The sequence below is a fragment of the Ruegeria sp. SATB045 genome (assembly GCF_059613525.1).
Genome location: NZ_JBXWSR010000036.1, coordinates 12,502 through 37,085, shown reverse-complemented (window position 1 = coordinate 37,085; position 24,584 = coordinate 12,502). Strand labels below are relative to the sequence as shown.

General features: G+C 58.7%; 22 protein-coding genes. 17 read left to right on the top strand and 5 right to left on the bottom strand.

Going from position 1 to position 24,584, the window contains the following annotated elements; all coding sequences use genetic code 11:
• Positions 1-137 precede the first annotated feature (137 nt).
• The 5 genes from AC2FNR_RS18730 to AC2FNR_RS18710 are packed head-to-tail and all read left to right on the top strand — an operon-like array spanning position 138 to position 4,216.
• Complete coding sequence (locus AC2FNR_RS18730) at positions 138-1,097, top strand: cupin domain-containing protein (protein WP_496850714.1); 960 nt, start codon at positions 138-140, stop codon at positions 1,095-1,097.
• On the top strand, positions 1,094-1,696 hold the full coding sequence (locus tag AC2FNR_RS18725) for a class I SAM-dependent methyltransferase (RefSeq protein ID WP_480869156.1): 603 nt from the start codon (positions 1,094-1,096) through the stop codon (positions 1,694-1,696). Before AC2FNR_RS18730 ends, AC2FNR_RS18725 begins: the two co-directional genes overlap by 4 nt.
• A gap of 11 nt (positions 1,697-1,707) precedes the next feature.
• The gene (locus AC2FNR_RS18720; protein WP_496850712.1) at positions 1,708-2,832 is read left to right on the top strand and encodes a cobalamin-independent methionine synthase II family protein; all 1,125 of its coding nucleotides are present in this window, start codon (positions 1,708-1,710) and stop codon (positions 2,830-2,832) included.
• Positions 2,829-3,524 (top strand): alpha/beta fold hydrolase, encoded by a 696-nt coding sequence (locus AC2FNR_RS18715; RefSeq protein ID WP_496850711.1) that lies wholly within the window; start codon positions 2,829-2,831, stop codon positions 3,522-3,524. Before AC2FNR_RS18720 ends, AC2FNR_RS18715 begins: the two co-directional genes overlap by 4 nt.
• A complete protein-coding gene (locus AC2FNR_RS18710) occupies positions 3,521-4,216 on the top strand; it encodes an RraA family protein (RefSeq protein ID WP_496850709.1) in 696 nt (231 codons plus the stop codon). The genes AC2FNR_RS18715 and AC2FNR_RS18710 overlap by 4 nt, the downstream gene beginning before the upstream one ends.
• Positions 4,217-4,233: 17 nt before the next feature.
• On the opposite strand, the gene AC2FNR_RS18705 is transcribed toward AC2FNR_RS18710, so the two are convergent.
• A complete protein-coding gene (locus AC2FNR_RS18705; RefSeq protein WP_496850707.1) occupies positions 4,234-5,766 on the bottom strand; it encodes a phospholipase D family protein in 1,533 nt (510 codons plus the stop codon).
• A 222-nt stretch (positions 5,767-5,988) separates the two neighbouring features.
• Between AC2FNR_RS18705 and AC2FNR_RS18700 the strand changes: the two genes are divergently transcribed.
• Positions 5,989-6,402, top strand: coding sequence for a VOC family protein (locus tag AC2FNR_RS18700; RefSeq protein WP_353392843.1), 414 nt, complete (start codon positions 5,989-5,991; stop codon positions 6,400-6,402).
• A 9-nt stretch (positions 6,403-6,411) separates the two neighbouring features.
• Here AC2FNR_RS18700 and AC2FNR_RS18695 read toward each other — a convergent pair whose 3' ends face one another.
• On the bottom strand, positions 6,412-7,290 hold the full coding sequence (locus AC2FNR_RS18695) for an FCD domain-containing protein (protein ID WP_496850705.1): 879 nt from the start codon (positions 7,288-7,290) through the stop codon (positions 6,412-6,414).
• A gap of 168 nt (positions 7,291-7,458) precedes the next feature.
• Here AC2FNR_RS18695 and mgrA point away from each other — a divergent pair, with 168 nt between their 5' ends.
• The 11 genes from mgrA to AC2FNR_RS18640 all read left to right on the top strand — a co-directional run bounded on the left by mgrA (position 7,459) and on the right by AC2FNR_RS18640 (position 22,376).
• Positions 7,459-8,496, top strand: a complete 1,038-nt coding sequence (mgrA, locus tag AC2FNR_RS18690; protein WP_496850703.1) for an L-glyceraldehyde 3-phosphate reductase — start codon at positions 7,459-7,461, stop codon at positions 8,494-8,496.
• Positions 8,423-9,436 carry an NAD(P)-dependent oxidoreductase gene (locus tag AC2FNR_RS18685; protein WP_496850701.1) on the top strand — a complete coding sequence of 338 codons (1,014 nt, stop codon included), beginning with the start codon at positions 8,423-8,425 and terminating at the stop codon, positions 9,434-9,436. Before mgrA ends, AC2FNR_RS18685 begins: the two co-directional genes overlap by 74 nt.
• Before the next feature lie 79 nt (positions 9,437-9,515).
• Positions 9,516-11,729 carry a hybrid sensor histidine kinase/response regulator gene (locus tag AC2FNR_RS18680; RefSeq protein ID WP_496850699.1) on the top strand — a complete coding sequence of 738 codons (2,214 nt, stop codon included), beginning with the start codon at positions 9,516-9,518 and terminating at the stop codon, positions 11,727-11,729.
• Between the two features lie 138 nt (positions 11,730-11,867).
• Positions 11,868-12,974 (top strand): cytochrome-c peroxidase, encoded by a 1,107-nt coding sequence (locus tag AC2FNR_RS18675; RefSeq protein WP_496850697.1) that lies wholly within the window; start codon positions 11,868-11,870, stop codon positions 12,972-12,974.
• Between the two features lie 11 nt (positions 12,975-12,985).
• The gene (locus AC2FNR_RS18670) at positions 12,986-14,173 is read left to right on the top strand and encodes a cytochrome-c peroxidase (RefSeq protein WP_496850696.1); all 1,188 of its coding nucleotides are present in this window, start codon (positions 12,986-12,988) and stop codon (positions 14,171-14,173) included.
• 5 nt (positions 14,174-14,178) lie between these two features.
• A complete protein-coding gene (locus tag AC2FNR_RS18665; protein ID WP_170724694.1) occupies positions 14,179-14,748 on the top strand; it encodes an arsenate reductase (azurin) small subunit in 570 nt (189 codons plus the stop codon).
• A gap of 17 nt (positions 14,749-14,765) precedes the next feature.
• Positions 14,766-17,447: an arsenate reductase (azurin) large subunit gene (locus AC2FNR_RS18660; protein WP_496850693.1), complete on the top strand. Its 2,682-nt coding sequence runs from the start codon at positions 14,766-14,768 to the stop codon at positions 17,445-17,447.
• Positions 17,448-17,614: 167 nt separating this feature from the next.
• Positions 17,615-19,822: a HEAT repeat domain-containing protein gene (locus tag AC2FNR_RS18655; RefSeq protein WP_496850692.1), complete on the top strand. Its 2,208-nt coding sequence runs from the start codon at positions 17,615-17,617 to the stop codon at positions 19,820-19,822.
• Between the two features lie 16 nt (positions 19,823-19,838).
• Entirely contained in the window at positions 19,839-20,324 is a 486-nt protein-coding gene (locus AC2FNR_RS18650; protein WP_480869183.1) for a plastocyanin/azurin family copper-binding protein, read from the top strand.
• Positions 20,317-21,561: a molybdopterin molybdotransferase MoeA gene (locus tag AC2FNR_RS18645; protein WP_496850690.1), complete on the top strand. Its 1,245-nt coding sequence runs from the start codon at positions 20,317-20,319 to the stop codon at positions 21,559-21,561. Before AC2FNR_RS18650 ends, AC2FNR_RS18645 begins: the two co-directional genes overlap by 8 nt.
• Positions 21,562-21,650: 89 nt before the next feature.
• Positions 21,651-22,376 carry a response regulator gene (locus tag AC2FNR_RS18640; RefSeq protein WP_170755266.1) on the top strand — a complete coding sequence of 242 codons (726 nt, stop codon included), beginning with the start codon at positions 21,651-21,653 and terminating at the stop codon, positions 22,374-22,376.
• Here the strand turns inward: AC2FNR_RS18640 and AC2FNR_RS18635 are convergent.
• The 3 genes from AC2FNR_RS18635 to AC2FNR_RS18625 all read right to left on the bottom strand — a co-directional run bounded on the left by AC2FNR_RS18635 (position 22,373) and on the right by AC2FNR_RS18625 (position 24,571).
• Positions 22,373-22,891 carry a GNAT family N-acetyltransferase gene (locus tag AC2FNR_RS18635; RefSeq protein WP_496850688.1) on the bottom strand — a complete coding sequence of 173 codons (519 nt, stop codon included), beginning with the start codon at positions 22,889-22,891 and terminating at the stop codon, positions 22,373-22,375. The two genes, AC2FNR_RS18640 and AC2FNR_RS18635, sit on opposite strands and share 4 nt — an antisense overlap.
• Positions 22,888-23,442, bottom strand: a complete 555-nt coding sequence (locus AC2FNR_RS18630) for a helix-turn-helix domain-containing protein (protein ID WP_170755268.1) — start codon at positions 23,440-23,442, stop codon at positions 22,888-22,890. Before AC2FNR_RS18630 ends, AC2FNR_RS18635 begins: the two co-directional genes overlap by 4 nt.
• 112 nt (positions 23,443-23,554) lie before the next feature.
• Positions 23,555-24,571 carry a Fe(3+) ABC transporter substrate-binding protein gene (locus AC2FNR_RS18625; protein ID WP_496850686.1) on the bottom strand — a complete coding sequence of 339 codons (1,017 nt, stop codon included), beginning with the start codon at positions 24,569-24,571 and terminating at the stop codon, positions 23,555-23,557.
• Positions 24,572-24,584: the final 13 nt, after the last annotated feature.

Below are 24,584 nucleotides of genomic sequence, written 5' to 3'. Positions count from 1 at the left end.
ACCTGCCTCAAACCCAGCGAACAGGCGCGGCGGTATCACTGCCACCGCGCCGCGCTGCGGGCGCGCCGGCTGAACAATCACCCTCCTGGGGCGACGGGCTAACCCCCATCGCAACACACCCCCTTTAGGAGATCACCATGAGCACCATCCAACAACGCATCGTCCGCTACGGCGAGTTGCAACCCTGCAAAACCGCATTCATCGACGCCCACACACCGGGCAGCGATCAGAAAGAGAACTTTACCATCGTCGGCGGCGGCGTTTCTGAAAGCCCCGATCAGCATGTCCACATCACCGACAAGATCGGCTTTAATATCGGTGCTGCAGGCCAGCCTCCGAAATGCCGGAACTCTCTGCACAGCCACACCACGGCCGAGGTGTTCTTTGTCGCCAAAGGCCGCTGGCGGTTCTTCTGGGGACGCTATGGCACGGCGGGTGAGTTCATCGCCGAAGAGGGCGATATCTTCAACATTCCCACCGGTATTTTTCGCGGGTTCGAAAATGTGGGTCAGGATTACGGGATGATCATGTCCATCCTGGGCGGCGACGATGCCGGAGGTGGTGTCACTTGGGCCCCGCAAGTGATCGAGGATGCGCAGGCTCATGGTTTGATGCTGGGTGACAATGGCGTGCTGTACGACAGCAAGAAAGGGCAAGAGCTGCCCCACAACGTGCGCCCTATGCCTTTACTGACCGAGGAAGAGCTGAAAGCCTATCCCGAGGTGCCGGTCGAAGATGTGGTCGGCAAATACGTTGCGCGGTATTGGGACTTGATGGCCCTGTCGGCCAACAAACCGGCAGTGGTGATAGGCGAGAACGGATGGATCAAGGACAAACCCGGTTTCGAAGTCGATTTTCTGGGCCGAGGATCGTGTGTGCCAGACGCAGTCATAAGCGACAAACCCGTGGTTCTGATGCCGGCCAGTGGGCATTGGCGGATTGCTGTAGACGACCATGAGACCACATTGTCCGTGGGCGACACCGCTCTGGTTCTGCCGGGTGAATCCTATAGTGTTGTCCCATCCATGACCGGGCAGGCTGGCCTGTACCGGATTACCGCAACCAATGATCCGGCCGGAGCAACCTGGACAGGATGACCGCAGACCCGCAGGATACCCATGCTGTCTATGAGCGGCAGGCGACAGAGTATGACAAACGTCGCTCCAAAGCTCTGTTCGAAGCGCGCTGGTTGGCGCGCTTCACGGCCAGTCTTAGACCGGGTGATCACGTGTTGGATCTGGGTTGCGGAACAGGTGACCCAATCGCCCGTTGGTTCATGGCCGAAGGGTTTGACGTCACGGGCGTCGACTTTTCCAAGGCCATGCTGGCCATCGCCCGCGACCGGTGGCCTGACGGAGACTGGCTGCATTCCGATATGCGGGATTTCGATCTGGGCCGTCAGTTCGATGGTATTATCGCATGGAACAGCTTTTTTCACCTGACGGCCGCGGAGCAAAAAGCCTGTATCGCCCGCATGGCGCGCCACTTGCGATCTGGTGGGATGCTGATGTTGACGGTCGGTCCGCGCGCAGGCGAGGCAAGCGGTACAGTCGGCGCAGAAACGGTCTACCACGCGTCTCTTTCGCCCGCCGGATACGCCGGGTGCCTTGAAGACAACGGGCTTCAGATGACCGGATTTCTGGCCGAGGACCCGGAAACGCAAAGCCACACAGTGTTGATGGCGCGAAAACTTTAAGGAGGCCAAAGATGCCTGTAAAAACCACGCATGTCGGGTCTTTGCCACGTAAGCAAGAGGTCGTGGACTTTATCTTTGCCCGTGAAAATGGCGAACCCTATGACGCAGCAGCCTTTGATGCCTGCATGGCGGGCGCCGTCGACGAGACTGTCCGCCAACAAGCCGACGCTGGTATAGACGTTGTCAGCGACGGAGAGACGTCGAAAATTTCCTATGCGACTTATGTCAAAGATCGCTATACCGGGTTTTCCGGAGACAGCCCGCGCAATGCGCCGGCGGATCTCAAGATGTTCCCAAGCTTTCTGCAGCGGCTGGCCGATGATGGCGGCACCCCGAAATATGCGCGACCCATGTGCACGGGCGAGGTCCGCTCGAAGGGGCAAGGTGAATTGCAGAAAGACATCGCCAACCTCAAGGCGGCCATGGCGCGGCACGATGTTGGTCAGGGTTTCATGAATGCCGCGTCACCGGGTGTGATCTCGCTGTTTCTGCAAAATGATTTCTACCCAACGCGCGAGGCTTATCTGGCCGCATTGGCAGATGCGATGAAAGAGGAATACGAGACTATTGTCGCGGCAGGTTTGGACATTCAGCTGGATTGCCCCGACCTTGCCCTGTCCCGCCACATGTTGTTCACGGACCTGTCGGATGACAAATTTCTCAAGATCGCGGATATGCATGTCGAGGCCCTGAATCATGCGCTGCAAAACGTGCCGCAGGACCGGGTGCGAGTGCATATCTGCTGGGGGAATTACGAAGGCCCGCATTGTTGCGATATCGCGATGGACAAGGTGTTCAGCACCCTGATGGCAACAAAATCGCGCTATGTCCTATTCGAGACGTCGAACCCGCGCCATGCGCATGAATGGACTGTGTTCCGGGATCGTAAAGCCGAGATCCCCGATGACAAGGTTCTGGTCCCCGGAGTGGTCGACACCACCACCAATTTCATTGAACACCCCGAGCTTGTGGCGCAACGGATTGAACGCTTTACCGGTATTGTCGGCGAGGATCGGGTTATCGCAGGCAGCGATTGCGGTTTTGGGACGTTTGCGGGATTCGGCGCGATTGATCCGCAGATCGCCTATGCCAAGCTAGAGGCGCTGGCCCGGGGGGCAGAGCTGGCCCGCGCATGACACCGTTGATTCTGTTACCGGGCATGATGTGCGATGCGCGGCTTTTCGGCCCGCAGATCGACGCGTTGTCCGGCAAGGTACCGATGATGACCTTTCCCCTGTGTCAGCACGACAGCGTGCAAGAACTGGCAGCGGATATCCTGCGCAACGCGCCACCCGTATTTGCACTGGCGGGTTTGTCGATGGGCGGGATTGTTGCCATGGAGGTTCTGCGTCAGGCCCCCGAGCGTATTGAACGCCTGGCCTTGCTGGACACGAACCCGATGGCCGAGCTGCCCGATGTCAAAGCCCGCCGTGCTCCGCAGATGGACGCGGTGCGCGAAGGGCGGCTGTGGCATGTAATGCGAGACGAAATGAAGCCCAACTATCTTGCAGACGGGCCGCGTCAGGGGGCTGTTCTGGATTTGTGCATGGAGATGGCAACTGGTCTGGGCCCTCAAGTCTTTCTGCGTCAATCGCAAGCCTTGATGGACCGACCCGATCAATGTGCAACTTTGTCCGCCTATACCGGGCCCGCGCTGGTTCTTTGCGGTCGCGAGGACGGGTTGTGCCCGGTCGAGCGCCACCAGTTGATGCACGATCTACTGCCAAACAGCGTACTGCACGTCATTGATGGGGCTGGTCACCTGCCCACATTGGAGAAACCAAACGAAACAACGGCGGCTTTGGCGCGCTGGTTGGAGGACATATGACACCATCCCTTTTGTCACTGTTGCGCAAAGTGGATACGCCCACTGTCTGCAACGCCGTAGAAGTCGCTCAGGGCAAGCGAGGATTTGACAGATTCACGCGCGGTACCATGATGTGTTCGGCCCCGAATGAGCCTGCAATCGTGGGTTATGCGCGCACGGCCAAAATTGCAGCGGTTGCTCCCCCGACCGAGGAGCCCGACGTTATCCGTGCCAGACGAATGGCCTATTACAAATACATGGCTGAAGGCCCCGCGCCCTCGGTCGCTGTGATAGAAGATGTGGATTACCCCAACTGCATCGGCGCCTATTGGGGCGAGATTAACACCACCATTCACAAAGGGTTTGGCATGTCAGGGGCGTTGACCAATGGCGTAATGCGCGATCTTGGTGATCTGCCAGACGGATTCCCGGTTGTTGCAGGCTCAGTTGGTCCAAGCCATGGTTTCGTCCATGTACGCGATCTGGACACGCCGGTCTCGGTATTTGGCATGACGGTAGATCCAGGTGATTTGATCCATGCGGATCGACACGGCGCATTGGTCATTCCCGAGGATATCGTCGATCAGTTGGAAGGAGCGATCCAAAAGCTGCTGACGACAGAGCGTATCATTCTGGACGCCGCCACCCAGCCGGGTTTTGATTTCGACGCGTTCGAAACCGCATGGACGGCCTTCGAAAAAGCAAGGGTCTGAACCCGGACTGCCGTGTTTTAAAGCTGCGAACCGATCGGTAAAATGGCCAGAACGCCCGAGACTATGTGATCCCATGCCGATCCTGTCGGCTCGGCGTCATATCGCAGGACAGTGCCGTCCTGTTGCCGGGTTGTCCAAACCAGTTTGCCAGCCTCTTCAAGCGTCACATTGTACGTGTACGCGGGCAGCGCCTCGTCCAGCGCGCCCATTGTCCGAACCGCCAAGTCGGGCGAATCGATCAGGATGCCCATCTCGGTGTTGATGTTGACGGATCTGGGATCCCAATTGAACGACCCGACGAAAACGTAGCGATCATCAATGGTGAACGCCTTGGAATGCAGACCCGAACGGGACTGCGCCCAGTTAATACCGCGTTGTTGAACCTGATAGGCATCCGGGCGCAGCTCGTACAGCTCGACGCCGGCGCGCAACAGGGCGCGGCGCTTTTTGGCGTAATGGGCATAGACCGGCGCCACGTCGTTTGACGCCAGCGAATTGGTGACGACCTTGATATCAACACCGCGGTTTTCCAGCTCGGACATCCATGCGACCCCTTTGTTTCGAGGCACAAAATACGCCGAGATGATGTTGACCTCGTTTTGAGCGGTCTCAAAGTAGGGCAGCAATTGCGACGCGAGTATCTGTTCGGGATCATCCGCGCCGGCTGCTTTGGATGGAGGATCGGCGTATAGCTGGGCCTGAACCCAATCAACCGACAATGCGTTGCCGGCAAAGGTCTCTTGCGCAGACCTTCGCAGGGCGTTGCCATAAGGCGTATCGCGCGCCTCGTCGACAAGGTCATTCAGCCGGTCGCGTGCCTCGTTCAGTGAAACGCCCTGGGGTTCATCAATCACCACAGCGGCAGGAACGGCGAATTCACTGTTCCAGTAGGTATCAAAACTGTCCGAGACCTGACGGACCACTGGGCCAGTGGCCAGCAAATCCAAATCCGCATAGTTCATTTCCTCGCGGGCCAGAAAATACTCGGCACCGATATTGCGCCCACCTACAATGGTGAATGTATTGTCTGCGGTCATCGACTTGTTATGCATCCGTCGGTTGACGCGTTTAAAGTCGGTCAGACCGGCGATCAGCAGGCTTTGATCTCGCCAGAACGGGTTGAACAGCCTGATCTCGATATTCTCATGCAGATCAAGGGCGGCAGTCATCGCATCGTATCCGGACGTGTCCATATCGTCCAACAACAGGCGCACGCGGACACCCCGGTCCGCAGCACGCAACAGGCTTGCAGCAAACAGATGCCCGGTCGGATCGTCGTGTAGCAGATAGTATTGCGCATCAATCGTTTGCTCTGCCGCTGCCGCCATCAGCAGCCGAATGACCAGCGCCTGTTCCCCATCGCTGACAAGTCGTACGCCCGATCGCCCGTCGCCGGGATCGCCCAACCTGCTGGCCGCGCGGTAAAGCTGGCTTGTCGGTTCGGCGGCGACGGACCGCGTCACCGTCTTTTCATAGGTCCGGGACGTGGGCGCGCATGCAGCAAGGACCAGCGCCCAGCAGACATGAACCATGATGATCCATGACTTCATGAGTTTTTTCCGATCTTCATACTGACAGTGACACTCTAAACGGGCTGTTTTTCAAGGTTGTTGTTTTGAATCCCTGCAAATTGCCTGCGGCTGCGGTTCGATTGCAGATGCCGTTAGGTCCGTTCTTCAGGGATCTCTGTCAGATTTGTGATTGTTGAACTCATCGGGTTCTGATCATCTGCGATCTGAAAAAATATGCTCAGCCGATGGAAAGACGCGGATATGAAATTGGAATTCCACCATATCAACTTTGTCTCGCAAGATGTGGATCGCCTCCACGATTTTTACACGGGCGTTCTTGGGTTGGATGACATCCCGATCCAAAATTTCCCACGATCCGAGGATACGAAGGACCGGGGCTATAGCGGCAAGATCCGCTTTGCGACCGATGGGCAGATGCAGATGCACCTGGCCGAGAAAGACCTCGGCGTCGCCTTTAAGCATGGCGAAACGATAAACCCGGTCGAACGCGGCCACATCGCTTTTAGAACCGATGATATTGCGGCCTTCATGAAGCTGCTGGACGACAACGGCATTCCCTATTCGGATTATGGAACTGCCTTTGCCAAAGAATGGCATCAGGTGTTCTTTCACGACCCCGAAGGCAACGTCATCGAAGTCCATCAGGCGGTCTGAGTTTGGGTCTTAGGATGTGGCCTCCTCGAACCGGTGCCGGGTGGCGTCGAGATGGGATTGCATCGCTGCGCGGGCTTTACGGTGGTCGCGCTCCAGAACCGCCTGAATGATCTGCAGGTGATCTGAGGTCGCGGTCAGGTGATGGTGCATCTGATCTTCCAGCGGCCAAAGGTAGTGGTGGTTGAAGATCATCGAGATCGCGTCCTGAAACCCCACGATCAGCCTATTGTCGGCATGCGCGTTCAGAAACCGATGAAACTTGGTGTCCAGGGCGGGGAAATCCAAGTCAGCGAAATCGGAGTGCGCCGAAATCTCGAGATGATCCTGTTTCAACCTGATGAGCCCGCCCCAGAACGGGTCATTCTCGGGGATCTGGCAGAGCTTCTCGACTGCTCTGCTTTCGAACATCACGCGGACCTCATGCAGCTCTAGCGCGTATTTTCGGGTGACGCCTTCCAAAACCCATCGGCGGTGGTGGTCCTTGCGGACGAAACCGAACCGGCTGAGCCCGATCAGAAATTCGCGCATGGTCTGGACCGAAACGTTGAGCTGTCGCGCCAGAAGCCTCTCGTTCAGCAGCGCGCCCGGACCGATATCCTCGCTTCGGATCATTTGCATGAATGTGGCCTCCAAGGCATCGCGCATGTCCATGGTTTCGCTGGCGGCGAAATAATCCCGCCGCTGAGGGACCCGAAGCAATTGCCGGTCTGGCCCGGCCTGCGTCAATATCCCTGCTTTTTCCAACCTCTTCAGAATTGCGCGCGCGGTTGTTCTGCTGACATCCAATTGTCGCGCGATCGCCGAGATGTTCTGGATGCTGGGATTGGCGACCAAAGCGTCCAGCATGGCATTATAGGCGGCTTTGAAAACGCGATCTGGGCGTGCCATGACCATGTTCCTGATGTTCAATAAGATGTTTTTAATAGGGTTAAAGACATTTGAGCGCAAGTCGCCGACGGAATATGATCCGGGCAACCTGCGCTGAACATCAGCCACGCATTTGGTGCCGTGGCGAGCGCGGGGCGTAATGACATCACTGATTCAGGACACCCGAAAATGACGTCGAACACCTATGTGCCCAGCGCGACACGCTATGCGGAGATGACCTATAACTATTGCGGCAACAGCGGTCTGAAACTGCCCGCGATCTCGCTGGGGCTGTGGCATAATTTTGGTGCTGACCGGCCTCATCAGTTGAAACAAAAGCTTTGTCGAACGGCATTTGACCTGGGGATCACGCATTTTGATCTGGCCAACAATTATGGCCCGCCTGCGGGCAGCGCTGAAGAGGCGTTTGGTGAAATCCTGAAAAATGATTTTGCCGGTTACAGGGATGAATTGGTGATCTCGTCCAAAGCCGGATATGACATGTGGCCAGGCCCTTACGGCGAATGGGGCAGCCGTAAATACCTGATCGCGTCCTGTGACCAAAGCCTTCGGCGGATGGGTCTTGATTATGTGGATATCTTCTATTCGCATCGGTTTGATCCGAACACGCCGCTCGAGGAAACCATGGGCGCGCTGGATCAGATCGTACGCTCTGGCAAGGCGCTTTATGTGGGGATTTCGTCCTATAATTCCCAACGCACGCGCGAGGCTGCGGCGATCCTGAAGGACCTTGGCACGCCCTGCATCATTCATCAGCCCAGCTACAACATGATTAACCGGTGGGTTGAGACGGACGGGCTGAAGGCCACCCTGCAAGAGTTGGGGATCGGGTCGATCGCGTTCACCCCTCTGGCGCAGGGAATGTTGACCGGCAAGTATCTGAGCGGCGTGCCGGAAGGCAGCCGAGCAACCGAAGACAAATCACTGAACCCCGATCTGCTGACCGAAAGCACGATCGAGAACCTGCGCAATCTGGATGCGATTGCCAAGAGGCGCGGTCAGACGCTGGCGCAGATGGCGATTGCCTGGGTGTTGCGCGATGGCGGGATCACCACGGCGTTGATCGGTGCATCCCGCAGTGAACAGATCGTCGACTGCGTCGGGGCGCTGAACAATATTGAATTCACGGTCGATGAACTGGCCGAAATCGACCGCTATTCGCAGAATGGCGAGGTCAACCTTTGGGCTCAATCCTCGGACAGCTAAATCCAAACGCCGGATCAGAAAAGGACTGAACATGAACAAACCCGTTATCGGATTCATTGGCGTTGGGCTGATGGGTCATGGCATGGCCAAAAACATCGTTGAAAATGGATACCCCCTTGTGGTGATGGGGCATCGCAACCGACAACCCGTCGAAGATCTTGTGCAGCGTGGTGCGACCGAAGTCACCTCGGCGCGTGAAATGGCCGAAGCCTGCGACATCATCCATTTGTGCGTCTCGGGCAGCCCGCAGGTCGAACAACTGATCCGTGGCGAAAATGGTATCCTGGCCTCGGGCAAACAAGGGTTGGTGGTTGTTGATTGTTCGACATCGGATCCCGTGTCGACCTTGCAACTTGTGCAAGAGCTGCGAGCTGTGGGCATGGATCTTGCAGACGCACCTTTGGGCCGAACTCCGAAAGAGGCCGAGGCCGGAACGCTGGATACAATGGTCGGCGCATCGCCCGAAACCTTGGCGCGCATCAAACCGGTACTGGAATGTTGGGCCGGTCTGGTCGTGCACATGGGTGAGGTCGGGATGGGTCACAAGATGAAGCTGGTCAACAACTTCGTCGCCATGGGCTATGCTGTTCTGTATTCCGAGGCGCTGGCCGTTGCCCGCAAGGCTGGGCTGACCGTTGAACAGGTGGATTCTGTTCTGCGTCCCAGCCGCCTGTCCAACGGGTTCTACGATACATTCATGAAATGGACGCTCGAAGGGGACGAAAACGCCCATCGCTTTGCCATCACGAACGCGCATAAAGACATGCGATATGTCGCGAACCTGGCCAATAGTATCGGCGCGGTCACGCCGGTACAGGCGACTCTGCGTAACGCTTTTGCGGCGATGGAGGCTGCAGGTCGGGGTGATGACTATGTACCCATGCTGGCTGATTTCGTTGCGGAAACCAATGGTCTGACCACGGACAAGTCTAAAGCTTAGGGCTGTACGCGCGGTTGTGGCGCATTCCACCTGTCAGGCAACGCCCTTATCCCGGTTCTCAACGGGATAGGGGACAATCATGGACAGCAACCCCCAACAGGAAGATGGATCACTGAAGCGGCCTCTGGCTGTTGCATTTGTGATTGGCATCGCTTTGGCGATCATTCTGTCCGTTTTTCTGTATATGTCCCGTGAAACCGGGAACCGGATAGGTGACATGCGAATGGCATGGCAGGACTATTCGGTCGAGACCACACCGCGTGGCTACTGGATATCGGACATTCGCGAAGACTTTGGCTATGGCGGACTGATCCACAACTTCAAGAATTATGTGCTGCGCAATGACCCCGATTTGGGTCCACGCCTGCGACGGCAGTCCCAAAGTCTGCTGGATACCATCGCAGCCTATCGTGCCTCGGACCCATCCCCCACTGAATTGGAAGCGTTAGCGCAGATCGAAGCGGTGGCCATGGAATACACTGGCAATATCCCTTTGATCGAGGAGGGTATCGGCGCAGGCCTGAGCGCAGAGCAGATCGATGCGTTGGTGCGTGTGGATGACCGCGACGCCCTGGCGGCGTTGCAGACCCTTGAAACCCTGTGGGTGCAAGAGCGCGACCGCAGTCTGTCCAGTATGGTGCGCGCGTTCTCGGACGGAGAACGTCTGGTCCGAAATTTCTCTTTTCTGCTGGTGGGGTTGATCGTTTTGGTGGGCGTGATCGCGATCCTGACCACTTTGCTGATCGCCAATATCTTGCGCACCAACCGTCGCCTGAAGGCCGAACTTGCATTGCGTGAACAAGTGGAACTGGCCGAGCGCAAACTGGCGCGGGCGGTTGAACAAAGCCCGGCCTCGATCATCATCACCGACACCGACTTGAGGATTGAATACGCCAACCGAAAGTTCTTTGACCTCAGCGGGTACGGTCCGCACGAGGTCTATGGCCATTCGCCCAAAATGCTGCAATCGGGGCATTCGGGGCAGGGGGTCTATAGCGACCTGAAAGCCAAACTGAAAAGCGGCCAAAGCTGGTACGGTGTGTTTCGCAACTTGCGCAAAGACGGGACGCATTACTGGGTTTCGACCGCGATTTTCCCGCTGGTCGATCAGAATGGCAGCATCACCCACTATATCGGTATCGGCGAGGACATGACCGAATCCCGCCGCACGCGCGAGCAATTCGCTCAGGTCCAGAAGATGGAGGCTGTGGGCATTCTGGCCGGTTCGGTCGCGCACGACTTCAACAACGTGCTGATGAGCGTGATCGGAAATGCCGAGCTGATCGAGTTGGACGCCGAGGACAACGAGGACATTCAGACCTCGGTCAACCATATTCGTATCGCGGCACGTCGCGCTCAGGCGCTTGTGCGCAAGATGCTGACCTTTGCCCGCCAGCGGCCTCGAAATCCGCAACGCGGCGATATGGTCAAAGCCACGCAAGAGGCGTTGGACCTGATCAAGGTTGCCGCGCCTCCCAGCGTGAAGACCCGCTTTGACATCGACATTGAACAGGCTTTTGCTGAATTCGACGGTACATTGTTTTTTCAGACCCTGCTGAACCTGTGCCACAACGCGTTCGAAGCCATCGGCGATCACCCGGGCGACGTTGTGTTGCGCATCAGTCAGGCCGAGGATGAATCCCTTGACGATCTGCCGGACGATGCGATTGGGGTGATCCGACTGGATGTAACCGATGACGGGCCGGGGATGACGCCCGAGGTGCAAGAGAAGATATTCGAACCCTTCTTTTCTACCAAACCGGTCGGGAAAGGCACCGGTCTGGGTATGGCAATCGTCCGCAACAGCGTCGAGGAATGCCGCGGGCGGGTCGAACTGTCCTCGACGCCGGGCAAGGGGACCCGGTTCAGCCTGTTCTATCCCATGATGCCGATTCTGAGCGCGCAACAGCAGCAAGAGGCCCGCGCCGTCACCGGGGACGAACACATCCTGCTGGTCGATGACGATGAGAACATTCTATATGTCACGCGCCGGTTGCTGACGCGATATGGCTACCGGGTCGAGGCCTATTCGCAACCAATGCGCGCGTTGGACGCCTTTCGGGCGGCGCCCGACAGCTATGATGTGATCGTGTCAGATTTGATGATGCCAGAGCTTATGGGCACTGACCTTATCGCCTCGGTGCAGGCCGTCCGACCGGATGTTCCTACGATTCTTGTCAGTAGTTATTTCGATGATGCAGACAGTCCGGCTGAAAGCGATCAAACGGTACGGGTGCAAAAACCGTATGATGTTCAAAGTCTTGCACGTATTATCCGGAGCCTTATGGCCTAGGGTCTCGTTACATTTCTTCACAACTCTTCACACTCTTTAATCCATTTCAAATTCTGGTGACACATCTGCCCCCTAAGGTTCGCTCAGCCGGTCCTCGGCCAAACCGAGTGATCGGAATAGCGATAAAGGGGCTTATAGATGATGACCAAAGCCAGAACATGGTTCTCGGCGCTGTCGACAGTTTCGCTGCTGACGATGAGCGCTGCGTTCCCGGTTCACCAGGCCCAGGCGGATGAGCCGGGCCCGGTAGAAGCCATAGAGTTCGACCCAGCCAAGGCGGCCCTTGGCAAACGACTTTTCTTTGATTCGCGACTGTCCGGGGACGCTGCGCTGTCCTGTTCCAGTTGCCACCAGCCGGAAAACGGGTTCACCGACGGGCAGGCCCTGTCGGACGCCTATACGGGCAACCTGCATTTCCGCAACGTGCCGACGCTGATCAACAGCGCCAAGCGCGAGGCATGGTTCCATGACGGGCGGATAGGCACCAACCTGAATGACGTGACCCGCGAAAGCATCACCGAGACCTATTCCATGAACATGGACATGCGTCTGATGCAGGAACGCATCAAGCAGGACCCGGTCTATGTCGAGATGTTCGAAGCTGCCGGATTTGGTGAACCTTCGAACGGTGGCGTCCGTAACGCGATCCCGGAATATCTGAAAACGCTGATCTCGCGCGGCGCGCCCTTCGACACTGGAGAGATGTCGGACGAGGCCAAGGCGGGGTATGAGCTGTTCAACGCCAGCGGCTGTAATTCGTGCCACTCGGGCGAGCGATTCACTGACGATCTGCCGCACAATATCGGCGTCGGCGACAACCCTGACATCTGGGCGGACCCGACACGGCACATCACCTTTGTGACCATGATGAAGTTTCTCGGCGTCGAGAACTACATGAACCTGCGTGCTGACCCCGGAGCATATATCCGCACACACACCGCTGACACGTTCGGCACCTTCATGACCCCCACGCTGCGCGAGCTGACCTATACCGCGCCGTATATGCACAACGGCACGATGGAAACGCTCGAAGATGTGGTGGCCTTCTACAACGCCGGTGGCGGTGACGATGAAAACAAGGATCCGCGCATCAAGCCGCTGAACCTTTCCGAGACCGAACAAGCACAGCTGGTGGCCTTCCTGAAGGCACTGTCCGGCGAGCCGCTGACCGGGCCCGAATTCGTCGCCGAAGAGATCGATACGGATTATGCGCCGATCGAAAACTGGCGCGAAACGACAAACTGAGGAGTGGACCCATGAAAGACCTTAAGTCTTACCTTTCAGGCACAATCGCCACCGCTGCCTTGTTTGCCGCCATCGGTTCGCAAGCGTTCGCTGCGGACAGTATCGCGATTGAGGCCGGTATCGGCGGCGCAGACCCCGATCCCGATGCGCCGTTAGTGGCGCTGGGCGAGCCGCCCATCCCGCTGGACAACCCGCAGACCGAGGCCAAGATCGAACTGGGCAAGATGCTGTTCTTCGATCCGCGGCTGGGCGGGAACGAGACAACGCCATGTTCGGCCTGTCACCTGCCCGATGTGGGCTGGGACGTCGAAGCGCCGATCTCGTTCGGTTATCCCGGCACGACTCACTGGCGCAACAGCCAGACCATCGTGAACTCGGCTTACTACGGCAAGCTGTTCTGGGCGGGATCAAGTAAGAGCCTTGAAAGCCAGGCTAAATCCGCTGCAGGCGGTGCAGTCGCCGGCAACGGCGAGGCCGACATGATGGAGGCCCGCCTGGCCTTTGTGCCCGAATATGTCAAACGCTTTAACGATGTCTTCGGCGATCAATGGCCGCGCATCAGCAACGCATGGCGCGCAATCGCTGCGTTTGAACGCACCATCGTTCAGACCGACACGCCCTTCGACAACTATCTGCGCGGGGATGATGCGGCGCTGACCGACGAGCAGAAACGCGGGCTGGAGCTGTTTACGGGCAAGGCGCAATGTTCCGAATGCCACAACGGCGCGCTGCTGTCGGATGAGAAATATTACAACACCGGCGTTCCACCTTATAGCGGCTGGGAAGATGACGGTCTGGCGCAAGTGACCTTCCGGTATGAGCTCTATGCCAAAGGCTCGACCGAGGATTTCTATCGCCACACCAAAGACGACCCCGGTTTCTATTTCCGCACCAAGGAAAAGGCCGATCTGGGCAAGTTCCGCACGCCAAGCCTGCGCTACACCCTCTACACCGAACCCTACATGCATAACGGCATGTTGGAGACGCTCGAGGACGTGGTTGAATTCTACAACCAGGGCGGTGGCGAGAATGAATTCGCAGCAACCAAATCCGATCTGATCCAGCCGCTTGGCCTGAACGATCAGGAAAAGGCGGATCTGGTGGCCTTCCTGAAATCCCTGTCCGGTGACGAGATCTTGGTCGAAGAGCCCGATCTGCCGGATTACCAGCCGCTTTCTGCGGTTGCAGCAGAGGAGTAAGCGTCATGAAAGATCATAACGCAACCGGATGCAGCTGTTCTGGCGAGGCCAAGAAGGCCTGCACCGTGAACCGCCGCCAGTTCCTGTTCGCCTCGGGCGCAACAACCTTTGCCGTGATGGTGGCCATGCCCACTCGCCACGGCCAGGCCGAACAGGTTCCTGCCCTTGTGTCCACCTATCCGCGCAAGCTGATCGGCAAACTGTCCGAGCTGGAACAGGATGTCCCGGTCGAGTTCTACTACCCCGATGAGGGCGACTACTCGGACTCGATTCTGGTCAAGACCGGCGTGGAAAGCGGCGGTGGCATCGGTCCGCAAAAGGACGTTGTGGCCTTCAACCTCACCTGCACCCACCAGGGCGGGTCGATGTATGACAGCTACAAACCCGAACATAAGGTGCTGGGCCCGTGCCCGCTGCACCTGTCCACCTATGACGTGACACGGCACGGCATCCTCGTTTCGGGGCAAGCCTATCAGTCGCTGCCGCAGGTCCTTTTGGAACTGGACGGTGATGACATCTACGCCGTCGGCATGTTCGGCCTGATCTACGGCCGCTACGACAACCTGATTGCATAAGGGAAGGGGATACTCACATGGCAACCCCGTATTACGTACCCGAAACCAACGTCCCGCTGCCGCCCAAAGGCGCCGAGGTAATCTCGACCGCCTGCGACTACTGCATCGTGGCCTGTGGTTACAAAGTCTACCGCTGGCCCGTGACGGCCAAACCCGGTGGCCCCACCGCAGACGAAAACGCCTTTGGCGAGGATTTCCCTGTTGCACCCTTGGGTGCATGGGTCGCGCCGAACCAGCACAATATCGTTCTGCACAAAGGTCAGCCGCACCACGTGGTGATCATCCCGGACAAGGACACGCAATACGTCAACACCGACGGCGACAGCTCCTTGCGGGGCGGGTGTATTGCGCAGAAATGCTATAACCCGCAGACACCGACACGTGACCGTCTGAAGACACCGCTGATGCGGATCTACGGCACGCTGATGCCGGTTCCGTGGGATCTGGCGCTGGATGTGGCGGCTGAGGTGGGCAACCACGTCATCGCCAAGCACGGCACCAATGCCTATGGCGTGAAAACCTTCAGCTATCAGTATATCGAGAACACCTATGCGATCTCGAAATACGCGCTGCGTCATATCAACACCGCCAACTTCACCTTCCACGACACGCCGTCCGACGTGACCTCAACCCCCGGTTTCCGGGACGCGGGTTTCGACAACTTCGGCCCGTCTTACGAAGACTGGCGCGATGCAGAGACCCTGCTGGTCTGCGGTACCGACCCGTATGAGACCAAGACCATCCTCTATACCCAGTGGATGATGAAGGGGATGCAGAACGGTCAGAAAGAGATCTATCTGATCCCGCGCAGCTCGGCCGGTGTGGCCCATGCGGTCAAGATGGGTGGCCTGCATATCGACGTTCTGCCCGGCACTGACCTGCTGGTCGTCAACGCCATCGCCCGCGTAATCGTGGAAAATGGCTGGGAAGACAGCGATTGGATCAAGAAATGGGTCAACAACAAGTGGGAAAGCTCGTCCGGCTTCGGTCAGGGCACCCGGAACACGCCATGGCAGTGGCGTACGACTTGGGGCAAGTTCCAGACCAAGGGCTTTGAAGACTGGAAAGAGTGGCTGCTGTCGCAGGACGAGTTCGCGCCCGAGACCGCTGCCGCAATGGCCGAAATCGACGTGCAGAAAATCTATACTGCCGCCGAATGGTTGGCCAAACCCAAGGCAGATGGCACACGACCCAAAACCTCGGTCATGATCGAGAAAGGGTTCTACTGGTCCAACAACACCGGCAACACGCAGGCGATCTCGGCTCTGGGTATCATCTGTGGCTGTGGCGGTCGTCCGGGTCAGGTCATTGGCCGGGCCGGTGGTCACCAGCGGGGCGGCGTGAAGGGCGGGAAGTACCCGCGCAACAAATCGCCCGAGAAACTGCCCGGTCGCCGTCGCCGCGCCATGGATACCGACCGGTATCTGATCGCAGGTCATACCCGTATGGCCCACGTGATCGGCACCACATGGATCCAGTCCATGTGCGGCAGCCAGCAACTGGCCGACAAGTTCGAGGAACTGACCGTCCGCAACCCGCACCAGATCGCCTCTTTCGACAAGCAAGAGATGATCGATACGCTGAAGGCCCGCGCCGACAGCGGCGGTATGGTGGTGATCAACCAGGACATCTATCTGCAAGACCCGATCGGCAATCGCTATGCCGACATCGTGTTCCCTGCAGCGACCTGGGGTGAGGAAGACTTCCTGCGCGCCAACGGCGAACGCCGTCTGCGTCTGTATCAGAAGTTCTATGATGCGCCGGGCGCGGCCAAGCCCGACTGGTGGATCATTGCGCAACTGGCACAGCGGATGGGCTTTGACGGGTTCGACTGGCAGAACTCGAACGAGGTCGCGGAAGAGGCCGTGCGCTTTACCCGCGGGTCGCGCAAGGACTTCCACGCGGTCTATCGTTTGGCCAAGAAAGAGGGCAAAGGCCTGCACCAGAAGGTCCGTGAATTCGGCACCGACGGCGTGCAATGCCCGGTCATGCTGGATGCCGATGGGGTCACGCTGATTGAAACCAAGCGTCTGCACGACACAACCCGCGAACTGCCCAATACCGGTGCGGCTGGTGCGGATGTGTTCAACAAGAAGCTGACGCATTTCAACAGTCAGACCGGCAAGTGCAACATCCAGAAATCGCCGTGGGGTCTGTTCTCGGACTATTGGGAATGGCTGAAACCCAACAAGGAAGAAGGCGAGTTGTGGGCGACCTCCGGTCGGATCAACGAACGCTGGCAGTCTGGCTTTGACGACCGTCGCCGCCCGTATATCGTGCAGCGCTGGCCGGAAAACTGGGTTGAGATTCACCCCGACGATGCGGCTGAGCGTGGTATCGAAAGCGGCGACTACGTGATGGTCTACTCGGAACGCGTTCCAGGCAACAAGACCACACTGCTGGGTGTGGAAGGCGACGACTTCCAGTTCTCGAAACTTATGGAGAACGGGCATATCGAACTGACCAAAGCGGCGATCACCGCCGTGGCCATGGTCACGCCCGCCATCAAGAAAAGCGTGGTCTACATGGACTTCCTGCACATGCAGCAGCCCGCGAACGCGCTTGAGGGCCGGATCGTCGACTGGATCAGTGGCAACTACAACTACAAGATGGGCGTTGCCAAGCTGCGGAAACTGGGGCCGAGCCCCTACAAGACCTCGTTCCGTACGATGTCCTTTGCGCCGCGCGACATCGCCTGACGGCTTTCCGGGGGGCGGTCGCCATGCCGCCCCCCGGGTCTGGTCCCACTGCAGAAGGGACCATGGGCCGGGCGTCCCCGGCCTAACTGGAAGGCAGGTATCGGTTGGGAAATCTGCCTTCCACTTTCACCCAACCCCACCCAACCGCAAAACATGGCAGACCCGATATGAACATGCATTCCGATACCGCCCTGCGTGATGAGGCCACCAGCTTGTTCTCTGACTACGCAAAATCCGAATATGACGTGATCCGCCTGCGCGCCATTCAGGCCCTGAGTGCTATTGGCGCCGCCAATAGCCCGGCTTTGGTCGAAGCGCTGTTGGATGACGATGAAGACGTCCGGCAGGACGCCGCTCAAGCGCTAGGCGCGCTGGGTGTTCAGGACGCAGCACCTCAACTGCTGGAAAACCTGATCCACGATCCGTGTGGCGAGGTGAAACTGGCCTGCGTCACCGCTCTGGCCGAGTTGAAATCCGAAGACGCAGCGCCTTACCTGCGCACACTCGTCACTGGACGCGGGGATGAGATCACGTGGGACGAGGACGAGCTACACCAGGACGAATGGGACGATTGGCTGGACACGCAGATCGCTTCGATCAAGGCTCTGGGCCGGATGGGCGATGTGGCGGCGATTGAACCCATCGTCATGGCCCTGATGGACGAAGACGGGCAGGAACTGGGCGATGTAGCCTGCGAAGCGCTGGGCCGGATTGGTGAGGCATCAGTGCCGACGCTGGGCGTTTTCACCCAATCCTCGAACCGCCGCCTGCGCCATCGTGCCTTGCGGACGCTCGCCGCCATCGGTGGGGCCGAGGCCGAAGCGATCCTGCGCGAAGCCACCACCGACAAGGATGGGGCCGTGCGCCTGATCGCGTATGAAGCACTGATGACAAACGATGCCGCGCTGGTCGAACAGGCGCTGACCGATGCGGTAGAGGACATCCGTATTGCCGCGCTGAACCAAGCTGGGTTTTCGGAACCCGAGCTGCTGGACCGCATGATGCGCGACCCCGGTGCCAAGGTGCAACTGGCGCTGATTGAGCGGCTGGATCGCACAACGCCGATTGCCGACCAGGACGATCTGCGCTGGCAGGTGCTGGATTTCCTCGCCACCGGTCAACAGCCCGAAGTGTCCGCGCAGGCGCTGGGCCTGCTGGCGGCGCTTGCCCCGGAATTGGTGGCCGACCGGCTCAATTCGCTTTTCTCGGTCGATGCCGATGACCTCAAGGCCGAGCGCCTGCAATGGGCTATCGTCGATGCGCTGGCGAACTCGCCCCTTCGTGAGGCGACAGAATGGCTGCAACGCGCCTGCCGCGCGCCCTTCCGGTCAGTGCGGTTGAAGGCCGTTGCGTCGCTGGCGATGATCGTCACGGATGCCGACCGTCCGCATGTGAACCAGCAACAAGGGCGCGAGTTGCTGCTGTCCTTCGCGCTGGCCCCGATGCCTGTTGCTGCCGACGAAGCCGCAGAAGAAGAGACCCAGCCAACCGATATCGCCGCGCTGGAAGAGGCCGGGTTGGATGTGTCCGAGGGCGGCGAGAATGGCCCGACCTCAAGCCTTGGTGCGATTCTGGGACATGACGCGATTGCCGCCGAGATGACGCAGGAAGCGCAAGAGGATGAGGTGCAACCCCTGACTCCGCGCGAACAGGCGCTGCTGGCCAAGGCGACCCGTCACCCCAAACGCCGCCGCGTAGCGCTGGATGACGATGCCGATGCGCTGCAGCGTGAAACCCGCATGTCCGCCATCCGCCTGTTGGGCGAGGTCAAGGGAATGCAGGTCATGCTGGCGCAGATTGCGCAAGACCCGGAAACCGAGATCGCGCTGCAGGCGTTTGCCGCGCTGGGTGTGGCCGTCACGCGCCATGGTGCGGAATTGGATCAAGACCAGCTGGTCGATTTGATCACCAAGGGGTTGTCGCACACGGACTCCGCGCTTTCTCTGCAAGCATTGAAGCTGCTGCAACAGGCGGATCTGCCGCCCCAGGATGCGCTGCGGGGTAAGCTGCGTGCGATGGTGAAAACCGGCGATACGCCGTTCCGCATCGACGCCATGCATATCCTGACCCGATGGGACGGCACCCCGGATGTGGCACGCAGCCTGCTGGACGATGTCTCGGCCCCGGTACGGCAGGCGGCTATGCGGCTGCTGTCGGAAACCGCTCCAGATCAGGCGGGGGCGGCCATCGTACCTTTCCTGCTGGCCAACCCCGAGCAGCGTATTGTGACCTATGTCAAGGACAGCCCCCCCGCGATCGTGTCCATTGGCCGCGAACTGCTGGCCGAACTGCGCGACGAAGACCGACGCGCGCAATGGCCGGTGATGATAAACGCATTGGCTGATCTGTTGGGGGAACCCGCACGGGCAGCCTAACTGCCCGGAGGGACAGATGAGCATTTCGCTGAAACTGGCTGCAGCGATATTGGCGGGCGCAATGACCATTGCTCCCGCCCTTTATGCCGATGACCTCCCTGACGTTGCCGTCGTTCACCAGATCATCGACCTGAATGCAGACACCCCGGTCCATGCATTTCGATTCGAACCCAAGTTCCTGCAAGTGCCCGCTGGTTCCACGGTGCGGTTCAAGGGCTCGACCGGGCGGCATACGGTGACATCCATCCGTCCGATGATCCCCGAGGACGCACGCAGTTTCGAAATTCGCGGCAAGCCCGAGCTGGATCTGACCTTCGAGCATGAGGGCGTCTATGGCATTCGCTGCCGCGTTCATGGCCGGCACGGCATGGTTATGCTGCTGGTGGTGGGCGACCCCAACGCAAATCTCGAGGACGCCCGCGACCACCTGCCCAATCTGGGCGAGGCGGAACGCGCGGAGTTCGAGGAACTCTTGACATATCTGGAGGCTCAAAATGGCTGATGGCTGCGCCTGCGATCGGCAGGCTCATATGTTTCTGACGGTTTCCCAGGCCCTGACCAAGGGCCTGTCGGTGGCCGACCCGATCACCGAAACGGAAACCCTGCCGTTGATTGACGCTATTGGGCGGGTGCTGGCCGAGGATTGCACCAGCAAGGTGGATATGCCCGCTTTTGATAACTCGGCGATGGATGGCTATGCGGTGCGCACTGCCGACTTGGGCGAAGGTCCGCTGTTTGAACTGCCCGTCGCGGGACGGATCGCTGCCGGGGATAGCGGCGCGCATGACGCTCTTGCGGGCAGTGCGCTGCGGATCTTCACGGGCGCGCCGGTCCCGCCGGATTTCGACGCCATTTTGATGCAGGAAGATTGTGATGCCACCGTCTCAGGCATTCGGTTCTCGCGTCGCCCCAAGCCCGGCCAGCACATCCGCCGTGTGGGCGAAGACCTGAAGGCTGGCGCCCCGATCCTGCGCCGTGGTTGTGAGATCACTGCGCGTGAGGCTGCCGCGCTGGCATCGTCTGGCTATGGCGAGGTCACGGTTTATCGCAAGCTGAAAGTCACGATCTTTTCCACCGGTAGCGAGCTGCAACAACCCGGCGAGGCATTGGGACCGGGACAGATCTACAACTCGAACCGCTATATGCTGCGGGCGCTGCTGGACAAGCCGTGGATTGCCCTGACCGACAAAGGCCCGGTCGAGGACAACCCCGCCAAGCTGGAACAGGTGCTGCGAGAGGCTTGCGACAGCTCTGATCTGATCATTACCACTGGCGGCGTATCGGTCGGAGATGAAGACCACATGCCGCGTCTGTTCGAGGCCATCGGCGGCAAGCCGGATGTGATGAAAGTGGCGATGAAACCGGGCAAGCCGATAATGTTCGGGCGGCGTGGGGATGCGCTTTATGTTGGGCTGCCGGGCAATCCGGTTTCGGCCTATGTCACATGGCAGATTGTTGGATCGCACATGATGGCGCGGCGCGCCGGTTTGCATCAAGCGTCTCAGACCCCGGAACAAGCGGTTCTGTCCGAGCCGCTGAGCCGCCGGGCCGGTCGTCAGGAATACCGACCCGTTGTGATCGAGGGGGCAGAGCCTGACGGAACACCGCGTCTGCGCCTGATGGCGGCGTCCTACAGCGGACGTGTTGCGCTGTTGGCGCAGTCGGATGGGCTGGCAGTGATCCCTGCGGAAACCGAAGCCTTGCCGCAGGGCCATAGCTTGTCTTTTCTGCGGTTCTGATGTCGGGGCAGAGCTCGTTCTTGCAAGTGTCGGGGGGCTGCGGCTACAACAGTTCCGCGCCAGCCCACTATGCCCGCCCGGACTCGAATATGGTTCAAGAACATATCCTTGTGGTCGATGACGACCCGCAGATCACGTCTTTTCTGCAGCGCTACCTTGAAAAGCAGGGCTGCGCAGTCACGTGCGTGGCCGATGGCGATGCGATGGATGCTGTTCTGGCGCGGGCCGAGGTTGATCTGATCCTGCTGGATATCGGGTTGCCCGGCCGCAACGGGTTCGACATCACGCGCGAGTTGCGGATGAACTCGAACATTCCAATTATCGTGGTGTCCGGCCGGGATGAGATTTTCGACCGGGTCGTCGGGCTGGAATTTGGGGCGGATGACTACATCACCAAACCGTTCGAGGCGCGCGAGGTTCTGGCCCGCATCCGTACCGTTCTGCGTCGGTCAAAACCTGACGACAAACCCACCAACGGTTCCGAGTCCCAAACGATCACCTTCGGGGACTGGGTGCTGAACGTGAACGAGCGGACCCTGACCGCGTCCGGCGCGCCCGAGGCCACACCACTGACCACCACCGAATTCGAGGTGCTGTTGGCCTTTGTCACCAATCCTCATGTGGTGTTCTCGCGCGATCAGCTGCTGGACAAGGCGCGCGGGCGAGACATCGTCGTCGGAGACCGGACCATCGACGTCCATATCATGCGTCTGCGAAAGAAAATCGAAGCTGATCCCGCCGCGCCGGCCTTTATCAAGACCGTTCACGGGATCGGCTATTGCTTTGCCGCAAATGTCCGGAAAACCAGCGCCTAGTGCAGGTTTTTGTACATGAAAGTTGTGGGTTCCAGCCGGTCATCGAACGGGTTGCGGCAATAGTTCGGAATCTCGCCGGCGATCTGGAAACCAAGGCTTTGATACAGTCGCAGCGACGGGTCTGAACTGCGCGTGTCCAGAACCAACAAATTGCGCTCGAGTTGAGCAGCGCGCTTTTCCAAGGCGGCCATCAAAGCGCGGCCCAGTCCTTGGCGGCGGGCATTTGGATGCACCAGCAGTTTAGCGACATCTGCCCGGTGCGGCTGGTTCGGCATTTTGGCCGGTATAAGTTGAACCGTCCCCAAGACATGCTGGGCGTTGCGGACCACAAATAGATCCAGCTCGTTCTCGGCAACACCGGACCATACATGGTTTAGCCAATAGGCGCGTGCTTGTTCAGGCGGAAAGGGCAGGATGAATCCTACGCTGGCACCGTCATGCACACAGGCGTGCAGAATACCCGTCAAATCGTCCAATGCGCCGTCCAGATCCGATGAGGTCAAACGTTCGATCATATCAGCACCAACAAGTAACGCGCACCGCGCTTGGATGAGGTTTCAAACCGGGTCGAACCGGAAAGGTGATAGCGCAGGCAATCTCCGGCCGTCAGGTCGTGCGCCACGCCGTCCACTGTTAGCGTCAAAGCGCCATCCAGCATGATCAGATGGTGTTCCTGTCCCGGCTTCGGGGGTGCGTCATAGGTGATAACTGTCGAAGACGGCAGGTGCCCCTCCATGACCTCACCACTCAGACCGGTGGCCGGGGGCGAAACCGACCGGCGCGTGAACCCGGTTTCAGGGTCGCGCCATTCAGGTTGACGTTCCAAGGGAACCCGTGGTGCAAAGCTGTCTTCCACCATCATCAACAGGCGCGACATGGGCAAGCCGTAGGCGGCACACAACCGGCCGAGCGTTTCTGCGGTCGGGCTCACGCCCCCCTTTTCGAGCCGGGATAAAGTGGCGCGGCTGACAGAGCTGCGTTCTGCCAATTGGTCCAAGGACCAACCGCGCATCAGGCGCAGCTCGTTTAATCGGTTAGCGAGGCGGTTTGAGAGATCATCCAGCATTTATCAAATATGAGAATCATTTCCTTTTATGAGATTATTGATAAATTTTATTATAATACAACAAAAAAGAGCGCGGAAAACCGCGCCCTTTCCCGTTGTCTGGTCTAGAGGATTATTGCCAGCCAACTTCGTTGAAGATTTTTTGCGCTTCGGGGATGTTCTTGGCAACTTCGGACAGGTTCACCCTATCCGCCTTGAATTCACCCAGAGAAGCGACGTTTTCGGCCAGTGCGACACCTTCGACCGCGGGAAATTCATCATTGCCGTTCGAGAAGTAGACCTGTGCCTGTTCGCCTGCGAGGTATTCAAGGAACTTCACTGCGTTCTCTTTGTTCGGCGCATGGGCTGCGATGCCCGCACCTGACAGGTTCATATGGGCGCCTTCCGCGTCTTGTGCGGGAAACTGAATGCCAATCATGTCGATATCCGCGCTCAGGCCCTTCACGTCTTTACGCAGTGCACGGGCGAAGTAGTAAGAGTTGGAAACGGCGATCTCGCATTCACCCGAGACAATCCCGCGCAGCTGATCGGTGTCACCGCCCTGCGGGTCACGTGCCATGTTGGCGACAACGCCTTTGGCCCAGGTTTTCGCGGCCTCGGCACCATGGTTGGTGATGATCGCAGCAAGCAGGGTTTGGTTATAGGTGTTGCTGGACGACCGGATGCAGACCAAACCTTTGTATTCCGGCTTGGCCAGATCCAGATAGTTTGCCGGCGGGTTCGCGACGTCGGCTTTGTCAAAGAAGATAATCCGCGCGCGTTGCGAGAAACCGTACCACTGGTTGTCTTCGTCTTGCAGGTTGGCAGGGATACGCTCTTCCAGAACCGCGCTGTCGATCGCTTGCAGGATGCCTGCGTTCTTGGCGCGGGCAAGGCGAGAAGTATCGACGGTCAGCAGAATGTCGGCAGGTGAGTTCGCACCTTCGGCTTCCATTCGGGCGATCAGCTCATCGGCCTTGCCTTCGATACGGTTGATGGTGATGCCAGTGGCCTCTTCAAAATCCGAATAAAGGCGTTCGTCGGTGTCATAATGGCGCGAGGAATAGAGGTTCAGCTCGCCCTCAGCCGCGGCAGAGGTCGCAATAAGGGCCGTCAGAGCGGCAGCAATACAAGTGGAGGATTTCAGCATCATGTGTCCCAAC

Coding starts and splice junctions, on each gene's coding strand:
- AC2FNR_RS18720 (WP_496850712.1), top strand. CDS start 1,708: ATGCCTGTAAAAACCACGCATGTCGGGTCTTTGCCACGTAAGCAAGAG.
- AC2FNR_RS18700 (WP_353392843.1), top strand. CDS start 5,989: ATGAAATTGGAATTCCACCATATCAACTTTGTCTCGCAAGATGTGGAT.
- AC2FNR_RS18625 (WP_496850686.1), bottom strand. CDS start 24,571: ATGCTGAAATCCTCCACTTGTATTGCTGCCGCTCTGACGGCCCTTATT.
- AC2FNR_RS18645 (WP_496850690.1), top strand. CDS start 20,317: ATGGCTGATGGCTGCGCCTGCGATCGGCAGGCTCATATGTTTCTGACG.
- AC2FNR_RS18665 (WP_170724694.1), top strand. CDS start 14,179: ATGAAAGATCATAACGCAACCGGATGCAGCTGTTCTGGCGAGGCCAAG.
- AC2FNR_RS18650 (WP_480869183.1), top strand. CDS start 19,839: ATGAGCATTTCGCTGAAACTGGCTGCAGCGATATTGGCGGGCGCAATG.
- mgrA (WP_496850703.1), top strand. CDS start 7,459: ATGACGTCGAACACCTATGTGCCCAGCGCGACACGCTATGCGGAGATG.
- AC2FNR_RS18635 (WP_496850688.1), bottom strand. CDS start 22,891: ATGATCGAACGTTTGACCTCATCGGATCTGGACGGCGCATTGGACGAT.
- AC2FNR_RS18675 (WP_496850697.1), top strand. CDS start 11,868: ATGATGACCAAAGCCAGAACATGGTTCTCGGCGCTGTCGACAGTTTCG.
- AC2FNR_RS18710 (WP_496850709.1), top strand. CDS start 3,521: ATGACACCATCCCTTTTGTCACTGTTGCGCAAAGTGGATACGCCCACT.
- AC2FNR_RS18655 (WP_496850692.1), top strand. CDS start 17,615: ATGAACATGCATTCCGATACCGCCCTGCGTGATGAGGCCACCAGCTTG.
- AC2FNR_RS18705 (WP_496850707.1), bottom strand. CDS start 5,766: ATGAAGTCATGGATCATCATGGTTCATGTCTGCTGGGCGCTGGTCCTT.
- AC2FNR_RS18630 (WP_170755268.1), bottom strand. CDS start 23,442: ATGCTGGATGATCTCTCAAACCGCCTCGCTAACCGATTAAACGAGCTG.
- AC2FNR_RS18730 (WP_496850714.1), top strand. CDS start 138: ATGAGCACCATCCAACAACGCATCGTCCGCTACGGCGAGTTGCAACCC.
- AC2FNR_RS18685 (WP_496850701.1), top strand. CDS start 8,423: ATGAACTGGCCGAAATCGACCGCTATTCGCAGAATGGCGAGGTCAACC.
- AC2FNR_RS18640 (WP_170755266.1), top strand. CDS start 21,651: ATGGTTCAAGAACATATCCTTGTGGTCGATGACGACCCGCAGATCACG.
- AC2FNR_RS18680 (WP_496850699.1), top strand. CDS start 9,516: ATGGACAGCAACCCCCAACAGGAAGATGGATCACTGAAGCGGCCTCTG.
- AC2FNR_RS18670 (WP_496850696.1), top strand. CDS start 12,986: ATGAAAGACCTTAAGTCTTACCTTTCAGGCACAATCGCCACCGCTGCC.
- AC2FNR_RS18660 (WP_496850693.1), top strand. CDS start 14,766: ATGGCAACCCCGTATTACGTACCCGAAACCAACGTCCCGCTGCCGCCC.
- AC2FNR_RS18725 (WP_480869156.1), top strand. CDS start 1,094: ATGACCGCAGACCCGCAGGATACCCATGCTGTCTATGAGCGGCAGGCG.
- AC2FNR_RS18715 (WP_496850711.1), top strand. CDS start 2,829: ATGACACCGTTGATTCTGTTACCGGGCATGATGTGCGATGCGCGGCTT.
- AC2FNR_RS18695 (WP_496850705.1), bottom strand. CDS start 7,290: ATGGCACGCCCAGATCGCGTTTTCAAAGCCGCCTATAATGCCATGCTG.